Below are 10,423 nucleotides of genomic sequence, written 5' to 3' on the forward strand. Positions count from 1 at the left end.
ATTGATTTGGCTTTTAACCTTGTCATTGATGTCTTTTTCCACTTGAAGAATTTCGATTTCAGTCAACAAAAGACGATATAGTTTTTCTAGGCGCTCTTTAACATCAATTGCATTGATGAGTTCTTGCTTTTGCTCTGTTTTGAGTGTTAATTGAGCTGCGATGATGTCTGCAAGTCTCCCCGGTTCTTCGATTGCTGACACAGAAAGAATCACATCCGCACTGACGCGATTGCTGATTGTAATGTATTTTTCAAAAGCATTTACACAAGAGCGCATTAATGCTCTAGATTCCTTATCCATTTCAAGGCTATCATTATAGGTTTTTAAATCCACTCTGAAATATGGATTTTCTTCTATGATGGTTTCTACTTCAGCCCTTTGAATACCTTCCACAAGGACCCTAATGGCATCACCAGGCAATTTTAACATCTGCTTAATTTTACAGATTGTACCCACCTGATAAAAGTCCTTTGGGGATGGGGTATCGATATCAATATCAAATTGCGTTGTTAAAAAAATTCTTTGATCCTTTGCCATGGCTGCTTCTAGTGCTTTGATGGATTTTTTTCTACCCACATCAAAGTGCAATACCATGTATGGAAAAACTGATAATCCTCTAAGAGGAATCAACGGCATATTAACGATTCTTACTTCGTTTTCCATAATTTCACCTCTAATCTCTACATACTGTGATCACATTGTTTCGTGATTGTTCATACCCTTAATATCTCATATAAATCTTTAAACAGATACTAAAAACGAGTTTCCGCATAGGCATCCACTCGTTATTAAGTCTATATTCACTGTGCTATTAAAGCACTATTAAGAAACACTTTCATGATGCGCTTTTAACTCTCTTTTAGCATCCACTAAAACCAGTGTCGGCATTTGATGATTGGTAATGGTTTCTTTCGTGACAATGCACTTCTTAATATCTTCTCTCGAAGGGATCTCATACATGATTTCCATCATGATGCCTTCAAGAATAGATCTAAGACCTCTGGCACCCGCTTTACGCTGAATTGCCATTTTTGCCACTTCAACCAATGCTTCATCTTCAAATTCAAGTTCAACATCATCCATTTTCAGCATCTTCTGATACTGCTTAATGATAGCATTCTTAGGTTCCTTTAAAATCTTAACAAGGGCTTCTTCGTCGAGTTCATGTAGAGAAACCACTACTGGTACCCTTCCGATAAACTCTGGAATAAGGCCGAATTTCAAGAGATCCTTTGGTTCGATTTTAGAGAACAATTCCCCAAGGGAAATGTTTTTCTTGCTCTGAACTGCCGCACCAAAACCAAGTGCTTTTTCACCAATTCTAGAGCTTATGATATTTTCCATGCCATCAAAAGCACCACCACAAATAAAGAGTATATTTGTAGTGTCCACTTGAAGAAACTCTTGGTGTGGATGTTTTCTGCCACCTTGTGGTGGTACATTAGCCACAGTACCCTCGATAATTTTGAGGAGTGCCTGTTGTACACCTTCACCTGAAACGTCTCTTGTGATAGACGGATTTTCTGATTTTCTTGTAATTTTATCGATTTCATCGATATAGATAATGCCCTTTTGAGCACGTTCAATATCGTAATCTGCTGCTTGTACAAGCTTTAAAATGATGTTTTCAACATCCTCGCCCACATAACCAGCTTCCGTTAAAGCGGTGGCGTCTGCTATGGCAAACGGCACATCAAGAATTTTAGCAAGGGTTTGTGCAAGAAGTGTTTTACCAGAACCAGTTGGTCCTAGAAGTAAAATATTACTTTTTTGAAGTTCAACATCATCTTCAGCAATTTCTGATTGAATACGTTTATAGTGATTGTACATGGCAACGGCAAGTGTTTTTTTCGCCTGCTCTTGTCCAATGACATAATCGTCCAATATTTTTTTGATATCTGTCGGTTTCGGCAATTCCGAAAGTTCCCAATCCTGTGTGAGGTCATCTTTAAAGACCGATAGCTCTTCTTCTAAAATTTCATTACAAAGCTCTATACACTCATCACAAATATATACATTTGGGCCCGCAATCAATCGCTTCACATGCTCTTGACTTTTCCCGCAAAAGGAACATTTTAAAGTTGGTTTATCCATCCTTTACCTCTTTCTGCTCTTATTATCTATGTTTGAAAACCTTGTCAATAAGACCATATTCAACTGCTTCCTCTGCACTCATGAAATTATCTCGATCAGTGTCTTTTTCTATTTGCTTGTATGGCTTGTTCGTTTTCTCACTTAAAATGGTGTTTAACTGTTTTCTCATTTTGATGATGCGGTCTGCTTGAATTTTTATATCCGATGCTTGACCTTGTGCACCACCTAATGGCTGGTGAATCATCACCTCTGCGTTTGGAAGTGCGTAACGTTTGCCCTTAGTACCAGCAGCAAGTAAGAATGCACCCATACTCGCTGCCATACCGACACAAATCGTTGATACATCAGGTTTAATATATTCCATGGTGTCAAAAATTGCCATACCTGCAGTGATAGAACCCCCTGGACTGTTGATGTAAATATTAATGTCTTTATCTGGGTCTTCCGCTTCTAAAAAGAGTAACTGAGCAACCACTAGATTCGCTGTGTAATCATCAATCGCACCACTTAAAAAGATAATACGATCTTTTAAAAGTCTTGAATAGATGTCATATGAGCGCTCGCCTTTACTTGTTTGTTCAATTACATAAGGTACATAATTAGCCATTTTTACACCTCCGAAAGTTCTAATGATTAGACAAGTTTCGCATTATCGACTAATAAATCAACTGTTTTTCTAGATTTAAGATTAGATTTTAAGTAGTCGTAGTTGTCTTGTGCAAATAATTTACGAATTTCTTCTTTATCTCTTTTTTGTAATTCTGCAATTTTATCAAGTTCGTTTTCAACGTCTTCATCTGTTACTTCTACAGCTTCTTGGTCCATTACTTTTTCGATAACAAGACCTGTTTTAACTCTAGCAAGTGCATCTTCTCTCATATGACCTTTAAGCTCATCTAAGTTTCCGCCTGTGAATTGAACGTATTGCTCAAGGCTTAATCCTTGTTGTCTTAATTGTTGGTCAAACTCACGAAGCATGCCTTCAACTTCTGTGTCTACCATTTTTTCAGGAATTTCGATTGTCAATAAGCCTGCAACAGCTTCAAGTACTTTATCTCTTTGAGCTGCAACAGCGCTCTCTTTAGAATTTTCTTCAAGCTCTTTTTTGATGCTTTCTCTGTATTCAGCAAGTGTATCAAACTCAGATACGTCTTTAGCGAACTCATCATCAAGTTCAGGTAATTCTTTTAACTTAATCTCGTTGATTTTAACTTTGAACACAACTGCTTGTCCTTTGAGGTTTTCAGCATGGTAATCTTCTGGGAAGGTTACATTTACTTCAACGTCGCTACCAAGTTCGCTACCGATAAGTTGCTCTTCAAAACCTGGGATGAAACGACCTGAACCAATTACGAGTTCTTGGTTTTCAGCAGTGCCGCCTTCGAATTGCTCTTCACCTAAGAAGCCACTGTAGTTGATAATCACTGTATCGCCATCTTGAACTGGTCTATCTGTAACGCTTACTAATCTAGCGTTCATGTTTCTTGTTTTTTCGATCTCTGAATCTAACATTTCTTCAGTAACTTCAGCATTGATTTTTTCTACCTCAATACCCTTGTAACCTTCGAGAGTGAACTCTGGTTTAACAGGTACTACTGCTGTAAATACCATATCTTGACCTTTACCAACTTCAGTAATATCAATATCAGGTCTTGCAACTGGATCAATTTCAAGTGCATCAAGTGCTTTTTCATAATGTACTTGTAATAAGTCATTTACTGCATCTTCAAAGAATACACCTTCTCCGTATTGTTTTTCAATGATTGATCTAGGTACTTTACCCTTTCTAAATCCTGGTACGTTGAATTTGCCTTTGTTTTTGTTATAAGCAGCTTGAACCGCTTTTTCAAATTCGTCTTTTCCAACAGTCGCTTTAATCGTGATTTCGCTGTTTTCCTTTTTTACGATTTCATAACTCATGTGAATTCCTCCCAATAAATTTACTCATATTTATCAAAACTGGACTTTTCCAGTCGTTTTTAGTGCTTTAACTTATTAATAGTACCGTATTTGACCTAAAAAGTAAAGATTTATAGTCAAAATCACTCTAATTATACATCATAACTGAGGCTAAACAACACTTTATTGCAAATTTTACCCTTATGTTATAATATATTAATAACTTATTCATAAACCAACTGCTTCACTGCACCTTTAGGAGAACTTATGACCTCTAAAATTAGATTAACGCCCAGCCAAGAAGAAGCTTCCTTTCATTTCAAAGGTCCTGCACTTACCCTTGCCATCCCTGGTAGTGGTAAAACCACCTTGTTGATCTCAAGACTCATCACCCTTGTTGAAGTTAATGAAATCGATCCATCGTGTATACTGACCTTGACCTTCTCAAAAGCCTCTGCTGATGATATGGCAAAGCGCTATCAGGCCCTTAATGCACCCTATAAATTTCAGTTCATGACCATCCATAAATTCGCCTATGGCATCTTCAAACAATACAATGCCCAGACCGGTCAAAACATGAGCCTATTGGAGGATGCCGGTAGGCGCTTTCATATACTAAATGAAATCTATAAAAAGTATTATCATCAATCCATGACAGAAGATGAGTATGAAGCCTTCACAAACCATATTGGCCTGATCTACAATTTGAAACTGAAAAGAGAGGATTATGCCAATTACGACTTTCAATTTGATCGTATATTTGACATGGTCTCGGATTATCATATATATAAGAAGAAACATAAACTTTTTGACTTTGATGACATGATTTTTTATGCCATTAAAATACTAAAGGCAAATCCAAATGCCCTTGCTTTTTACCGAGATAAATATCCCTATATACAAGTGGATGAAGCTCAAGATACGTCAAAACTCCAGTTTGAGCTTATCGAACTGCTCCTTGGCCCAGACCAAAACCTATTTATTGTGGCAGATGACGATCAATCCATCTACGGTTTCAGAGGGGCCTTCCCAGACTACCTGCTGTCCTTTAAGGATCGGTTTAAAAAGGCTTCTATCTTTTACCTTAAGGATAATTTTAGGTCTGATGCCGCAATCGTCTACACGGCTAAGGCCATTATTGAAAAAAATGAAAAAAGATTTGATAAACCCATGTCACCGGTTCATGCGCAGACAAGGTCACCTTACTTCCGCGTGTTTGACGACCTCATAGATCGAAACCAATATCTATTAAAACAACTTCAATTGACTGATGGTGATATGGCCATCTTGTATCGAAATCGCATCTCAGCCCTTAGCCTTATCAACCTCCTGAGTCATGAACAGATTGAATTCTATATCAAGGACCCGCCTCTTGCTGAGCTTGAACACTGGCTCCTTCAAGATATTCTCGGTTTTATGAACCTTGCCTTGATTCCTCAAGACCTTGAGAGCTTCAACCGGATTGCCTTTAAAATGAACGGCTATATCTCTCGTGAAATGGTCCAGTACGTCAACGAAAACATCAGAGGCAAAACGGTCTTTAGAACCTTAGTTGATATACCCTTTTTAGAGACCTATCAATCAAGGACTCAGGAGAGGCTCATGGATCAATTTGAACAATTGAAGCTTTTACGCCCTTATGATGCCATTGCCTTCATCGAAACCGAACTGGGGTATCTGGATTATCTAAAACAAAACACCGCTAGGCTTGGGATATCCATGAACTTTGCAAGAACAAGGCTTGATGCCTATAAGGCCATAGGCAAGACCCTAAAGTCGGGCTTCGACTTTATAACTCGAATCGACTACCTCAAGGACCAGCTTCGTACGATTTCAACACCGTCACATCAAGCCAGGGTAACCTTATCCACCATTCACGGTTCAAAGGGTCTAGAGTTTGGCACCGTCTTTATGATTGATGTCAACGATCAAATCTTTCCAGGTTTCAACATCCAAAAAAAAGACGCCCTTGAAGAGGAACGTCGTCTATTCTATGTTGGTATAACACGCGCTAAAACGCGATTTGAATTGCTCCATACGCGGTTTATGAACGGTGACTTCAATAAGAACTCACTCTTCATCGAAGAATTCCTGAGCCAGGAGTTCACTGATGACGCGCTTGATCACATCGAGGGAAAACCCTCTATAGGCTAAAAATTGGGACAGTTTTTGCTGTAGCTTGCGCTTATAAACATAATCTTCTTTTAACTGATCAAAATCAATGGACATACCGTCCATTTTTTTTTTGAGAATTTTTTTGGCATCCTCATAAGGATCAAGCTTATCCTCCAAAGATTCAAACGCATTCTCTATGTCTTCATTTGAAATCCCCTTTCTTTTAAGGGTCTGTTTCATCCGATAGTTACCATACTTACTTGAATGGCTTTCGATATAAGACGCCGCATAAAATTCATCATCCAATAACTTTTGCGCCTTTAGAAAAGATAAAACAAGTTGCTGAATGGTTTCATCAACTTGTTTTGAATTGAATTTTTCAATCATTTCATGTTCTGTTCGCATTTTAAAGGAAAGTAGGTACAAGGCGTAATTGAGCCATTTTTCCTCTTCTTTATTCATGTTCATAAACTCGCTCCATCTTACTTTCTCTTGTTGACAACACTAATCTCTACCCAATCAATATCAACACTGTTTCCAGAGCCTTCTCCATAAGCATGCATTAAAAAACGGATATTGTTCTGATCAATCGGATAACTGTTGAGTTTATATTCCATATCATTGATTTTATAAGAAATCTGATTTGATCTTGTATCATAGCTGAGACTCTCTTCAATCCATTGGTCATAAACTGGTGGAATCAACTTGAAGTTGTCATTGTACTCCCAATCTGCTGCCAAGAATCGAATGACGTCTTTTCCAGGGCGCTTCTGATAGGGCGATAAATCATAAGAATACTCCACAAGCGCGATGCCATCACCCATTGACGTAAACCAAGACCCATCTGTTTTTTCCGGAATGAGTTCACTTGAATTGGTCTGATACATGGCAAAACCACCGGCGAACATGGTTTCGCCGTGAGAAATTTTCACCTTCCTTTTCAAGGTAATCACATCTCCACTGCGTATTTCAATCGGTCTAGACAGAATATAGGGAATTGCTTCTGGGACATCCGAAGTCATTTTCAGCATGCCATCCTTTAAAGAAACCAAATCATATGATCGTTTGTAGTTCTCCCATTGACCAACGAGCCAAAATTCCTTGTCCATCTCATTAAAATCAAAGGTATATGAAATTACAGGCGGCTGTTCAGTCGTTTTAAAGATGATTCCATATATGAAAAAACTAATGATGATAAAAAAACCGATAACGAAAACTTTTTTCATGCCTCACCTCTTGGAGATTTACTTGATGCTTTATCACTTACGCTTCTAATTGGCCTTGTTGACAATCTCTTCAATATCCTTTAAGCCAATTACAAATTTATATTTAGGTTTTAACTCATTGAATTTGAGTTCAAAGACAAACTGTATCGCATCGCTTGACTGCCAAGTGATTTTAAGGTCATACACCCACTTTGAAAGCTTAATTTCTGAAAGCTTATTCATCAATATTTCACGCATTTTATTCAAATCTACAAATGAATGCGGTGTTTGCTTCAAGTAACTAAAAGAAGACAATAAAATTGTTTCTCTTACCTTTTTAAAGATTAAAAACTGCTGTATGCTTTTAATAAATTCAACTGTTAGGAATATTGAAAATGTCATTGCGGCTGCAAATAATATGTTCAATAACATAAGGACTCCTTCACTTTTTGATTATATACAAATAATAAACGTATATAAATCACTTTCATAATACTATTATCGTCATTTTTTTTTAATTAATAACCTTATTGTATCATTTTTTAACCATTTCCTTCAACCGTTTCAGTTCATCTGCCGTTAAATATCGCCATTTTCCCTTTTCCAAACTGCCAATTTCAATATTGATGATTCTGACACGCTTGAGCTTAATAACCTTATAATCCAACGCCTCACACATTCTTCGAATTTGACGATTTAATCCCTGTGTCAATATAATTTTAAACATGTTGCTTCGTAAGATTTCTACCTCACATGGACGCGTCACAGTATCCAGAATTTCAACACCTGATCTCATCTTCTCTAAAAACTCATCCGTCATTCTGCGATCCACAGTAACAATATATTCTTTTTCATGGAAGTGCCTTGCCTTAAGGATCTCATTGGACAAATCACCATCATTGGTGAGCAAAATTAAACCCTCTGAATTTTTGTCCAATCTGCCTACGGGAAACACGCGTTCAGGATAATTGATGTAGCTGATGATATTATCCTTTACAGACAAGTTTGTCGTGCACTCAACACCTATGGGCTTGTTAAAGGCGATGTAGATGTTCTTTTCCTTGCCTTTGACAGGCTTACCGTTTACAAGGACCACATCGTCTTCTTCTACCTGTGAGCCCTTTTCAGCCACAAGGCCGTTTATTTCAACCAGTCCCTGATCGATTAGCTCATCTGCTTTTCGTCTGGAACAAACCCCAGATTCACTGAGGTATTTATTAATTCTCATAATAGCTCTCCTAAATTGTTCAACCTAATTGAAATTGAGCCATCCGGCAAATTTTCAATTTCCATATTTTCCGATCTTGCAACATATTCATAAGGCAGGGTAATCTCTACACCACTTGCCGTTTTAATCTTTTGAGTCCTCTTAATCTTTTTCTTTTGAGAGTCGTTGATCTCAACCTGTGACGGATCAATGCCCTTGGCATCCAGCTCGTTTCGATATGCCTCTCTCTCTGACTGTGTTTCAAAGCACTGATATACGATTGACTCTAGATCAATGGCACTTTTTTCATCAATTTGCTCATTGATGAATTCTTTGACCTTTGCCGTTTTTACATAGTCCTGGTCATGGTATTTTTGAATGACCTTCTCTGCAGCTTTTGTAACAGCATCAATTGTCTTCTTTGCCGTGGCACCGAGGTTGAGCTTTAAAATGTCCTCTTGTATATAGCGGGCTTTATTGCCATCAAGCATAACCTGCTTATCTTTTATAAAGACCTCATTACGCTCAAGTGCAATCAAGAAGCCCTCTTCGACCTTCTGTGTTTTATAGGGCAATGTCGCCTGCTGTCTGATGATTTTGTTGGTGATCTTTTGATCCTGTGTCTCAACAAAGTGAATGTATGACGTCCTTAGGTTGAGCTTTAGCACCCCCACGTACTCCTCACCTTCATAGTCAAAGTAAAGGCACATCAAATCACATGGCTTGATTTCGTCTGAACGCTTCATTACCTCGAAAAACAAGTCCGCTATTTCAAGCGAAAAATTTCTAAAGTCGCCTGCATTTTCGAGTATTTTTTTAATCAAAGCCTGATCGTCAATTTTTCCTTTGAAAATGTCCAGTTGCTCAAAGAATATCGTAATGTGTTTTTCAATATAATCCTGGATATCACCTTCAACTTCCATTTCATTTTCTGAAAGGATTTTGGTCTCGTTAATACCATCCAATATATGCAAATAAATTTCTTTAACCTCTATCAATTTAAGTCTACCTCCCAATTGGCACAATGTCCAAAATATTGCTTTATTTTTAGCGCAAAATCGCTTTTATATTTAAATTTCACCCTACTATCATAGCCTAATTTGGGCTGCAAAACAACTCTTAATGGCAAAGCGAAAGGAGTCAATCTACAAACCAGCCCCAAGAAAACTCAGGTTGTCTGTAGACAAACTCCTAATTTACATGAATCATTATTGCTATACCGATGCCAATCGCCAAGGCACGATGAACCCACAGCCAAGCTTTTGACTTCTTAGATGATTTTAGACCAATAATGCCAACAACCACCTGGGTTAACATCAAAATTGCTGCAGTAGCACCCGTCAAGCTTGCACCATATCGCGAAAATTGAACACTAAAGTGCATTAAGATGAAAACGATTGTGGCAAATCCAAAGTAGCGATGGTATTTAATGAAAAACCGCATTACCCTTGTATACTCTGTTTTTAAAACTGGAACCTTGTTGATTTGAGACTTAAAATTTTTATATGCCCATTTGAGTAGAAAATTCAACAGGGTCAATCCATAAGAAAAAATAATTAAAGTCCCTAAAAACTCACCTACATCTCTCATCGCTGCCTCCTAATTTGAATGCTTACAGGAATTAAATGCTTACATGATTTCATATCCTTGCATGACTTCATATCCTTACAGGAATTAAATGCTTACATGATTTCATATCCTTGCATGATTTCATATCCTTGCATGACTTCATATCCTTACATGATTTCATAGCCTTGCATGGTTTTGAGTACGTGTATGATCTTTAAGTCTTCATACCCATTATTAGAGACACCTATACTTATTTCGATAAATCTATATCCTCTTATTTTGTCTTTTTCTTCTCTTTCATAGCATTTTGCCAAGTATAAAAAAGTATGATCAC

11 protein-coding genes are annotated in these 10,423 nt (G+C 37.6%); 1 reads left to right on the forward strand and 10 read right to left on the reverse strand.

Annotation, left to right across the window (positions count from 1 at the left end):
• The 4 genes from AC220I_RS13045 to tig all read right to left on the reverse strand — a co-directional run.
• Positions 1-663, reverse strand: a 663-nt coding sequence (locus AC220I_RS13045; RefSeq protein WP_486724282.1) for an LON peptidase substrate-binding domain-containing protein, incomplete at its 3' end; no start/stop codon positions are given.
• Between the two features lie 159 nt (positions 664-822).
• A complete protein-coding gene (clpX, locus tag AC220I_RS13050; protein WP_486724283.1) occupies positions 823-2,094 on the reverse strand; it encodes an ATP-dependent Clp protease ATP-binding subunit ClpX in 1,272 nt (423 codons plus the stop codon).
• A gap of 22 nt (positions 2,095-2,116) precedes the next feature.
• Positions 2,117-2,701 (reverse strand): ATP-dependent Clp endopeptidase proteolytic subunit ClpP, encoded by a 585-nt coding sequence (clpP, locus tag AC220I_RS13055; protein ID WP_486724284.1) that lies wholly within the window; start codon positions 2,699-2,701, stop codon positions 2,117-2,119.
• A 26-nt stretch (positions 2,702-2,727) separates the two neighbouring features.
• On the reverse strand, positions 2,728-4,014 hold the full coding sequence (tig, locus tag AC220I_RS13060; protein WP_486724285.1) for a trigger factor: 1,287 nt from the start codon (positions 4,012-4,014) through the stop codon (positions 2,728-2,730).
• 246 nt (positions 4,015-4,260) lie between these two features.
• Between tig and AC220I_RS13065 the strand changes: the two genes are divergently transcribed.
• On the forward strand, positions 4,261-6,147 hold the full coding sequence (locus AC220I_RS13065) for an ATP-dependent helicase (protein WP_486724286.1): 1,887 nt from the start codon (positions 4,261-4,263) through the stop codon (positions 6,145-6,147).
• On the opposite strand, the gene AC220I_RS13070 is transcribed toward AC220I_RS13065, so the two are convergent.
• The 6 genes from AC220I_RS13070 to AC220I_RS13095 form a co-directional block, all read right to left on the reverse strand.
• Positions 6,064-6,576, reverse strand: coding sequence for a regulatory protein RecX (locus tag AC220I_RS13070; protein WP_486724287.1), 513 nt, complete (start codon positions 6,574-6,576; stop codon positions 6,064-6,066). The genes AC220I_RS13065 and AC220I_RS13070 overlap by 84 nt on opposite strands.
• Before the next feature lie 14 nt (positions 6,577-6,590).
• A complete protein-coding gene (locus tag AC220I_RS13075) occupies positions 6,591-7,334 on the reverse strand; it encodes a hypothetical protein (RefSeq protein WP_486724288.1) in 744 nt (247 codons plus the stop codon).
• 45 nt (positions 7,335-7,379) lie between these two features.
• Positions 7,380-7,745 carry a hypothetical protein gene (locus AC220I_RS13080; protein ID WP_486724289.1) on the reverse strand — a complete coding sequence of 122 codons (366 nt, stop codon included), beginning with the start codon at positions 7,743-7,745 and terminating at the stop codon, positions 7,380-7,382.
• A 103-nt stretch (positions 7,746-7,848) separates the two neighbouring features.
• Positions 7,849-8,541, reverse strand: a complete 693-nt coding sequence (locus tag AC220I_RS13085; protein ID WP_486724290.1) for a pseudouridine synthase — start codon at positions 8,539-8,541, stop codon at positions 7,849-7,851.
• On the reverse strand, positions 8,538-9,518 hold the full coding sequence (locus tag AC220I_RS13090) for a nucleoid-associated protein (RefSeq protein WP_486724291.1): 981 nt from the start codon (positions 9,516-9,518) through the stop codon (positions 8,538-8,540). The genes AC220I_RS13085 and AC220I_RS13090 overlap by 4 nt, the downstream gene beginning before the upstream one ends.
• 193 nt (positions 9,519-9,711) lie before the next feature.
• The gene (locus AC220I_RS13095) at positions 9,712-10,110 is read right to left on the reverse strand and encodes a hypothetical protein (protein ID WP_486724292.1); all 399 of its coding nucleotides are present in this window, start codon (positions 10,108-10,110) and stop codon (positions 9,712-9,714) included.
• Positions 10,111-10,423: the final 313 nt, after the last annotated feature.

This window comes from Fusibacter sp. (genome assembly GCF_057447755.1).

Excerpts from the sequence above, each read along its gene's own strand:
- AC220I_RS13065 (WP_486724286.1), top strand. The coding sequence starts at position 4,261 with ATGACCTCTAAAATTAGATTAACGCCCAGCCAAGAAGAAGCTTCCTTT.
- AC220I_RS13095 (WP_486724292.1), bottom strand. The coding sequence starts at position 10,110 with ATGAGAGATGTAGGTGAGTTTTTAGGGACTTTAATTATTTTTTCTTAT.
- clpX (WP_486724283.1), bottom strand. The coding sequence starts at position 2,094 with ATGGATAAACCAACTTTAAAATGTTCCTTTTGCGGGAAAAGTCAAGAG.
- clpP (WP_486724284.1), bottom strand. The coding sequence starts at position 2,701 with ATGGCTAATTATGTACCTTATGTAATTGAACAAACAAGTAAAGGCGAG.
- AC220I_RS13075 (WP_486724288.1), bottom strand. The coding sequence starts at position 7,334 with ATGAAAAAAGTTTTCGTTATCGGTTTTTTTATCATCATTAGTTTTTTC.
- AC220I_RS13070 (WP_486724287.1), bottom strand. The coding sequence starts at position 6,576 with ATGAACATGAATAAAGAAGAGGAAAAATGGCTCAATTACGCCTTGTAC.
- AC220I_RS13085 (WP_486724290.1), bottom strand. The coding sequence starts at position 8,541 with ATGAGAATTAATAAATACCTCAGTGAATCTGGGGTTTGTTCCAGACGA.
- AC220I_RS13080 (WP_486724289.1), bottom strand. The coding sequence starts at position 7,745 with ATGTTATTGAACATATTATTTGCAGCCGCAATGACATTTTCAATATTC.
- tig (WP_486724285.1), bottom strand. The coding sequence starts at position 4,014 with ATGAGTTATGAAATCGTAAAAAAGGAAAACAGCGAAATCACGATTAAA.